We start from the raw sequence: 685 nt of genomic DNA on the forward strand, positions 1-685 counted from the left end.
AAACCATCCCGACAAAAGACAGGAGAGAAGGGCTTCAGGCCTTTCAAGAAAAAAGACGGGCCGTATACAAGGGAATATAAAAGGGGGGCAATGCTCATGGATTATGAAAAGGAACGAACAGAACGGGCTGAACGGATTCGAAAAGGCGGAGCGGAAAAGTATCATCAAAGCAATCGGGAAAAAGGCAAGCTCTTTGTCAGAGAGCGGCTTTCCCTTCTCTTTGACGATGACATTGAGCTAGAAGACGCTTTTTTTGCGGAATGTATGTCAGACGGGCTTCCCGCTGACGGAGTTGTAACCGCTATCGGCAAAATCGGCGGCCAAACCGTTTGCGTCATGGCGAATGATTCAACAGTGAAAGCGGGGTCATGGGGAGCAAAAACAGTTGAAAAAATCATCAGAATTCAAGAAACCGCCGAAAAATTAAACTGTCCGCTCATTTATTTAGTCGATTCGGCAGGCGCCCGAATTACCGACCAAATCAATGTCTTTCCAGGGAGACGCGGTGCAGGAAGAATTTTTTACAATCAAGTCAAATTATCGGGACGCATTCCGCAAATCTGTCTGCTTTTCGGACCATCTGCAGCAGGTGGCGCTTATATTCCGGCCTTCTGTGATATCGTCGTTATGGTAGACGGTAACGCCTCCATGTATTTAGGCTCGCCAAGGATGGCGGAAATGGTTA

Annotated in this window: 2 protein-coding genes; both read left to right on the top strand. The window is 47.4% G+C overall.

Features of this window, described 5'->3' with window-relative positions; all coding sequences use genetic code 11:
- Positions 1-80, top strand: an 80-nt coding sequence (locus ACWHAR_RS27610) for a hypothetical protein (protein WP_452088507.1), incomplete at its 5' end; no start/stop codon positions are given.
- Positions 81-90: 10 nt separating this feature from the next.
- The coding region (locus tag ACWHAR_RS27615) for a carboxyl transferase domain-containing protein (protein ID WP_452088506.1) at positions 91-685 on the top strand (595 nt) is incomplete at its 3' end.

The organism is Bacillus sp. LR--39, from assembly GCF_053613335.1.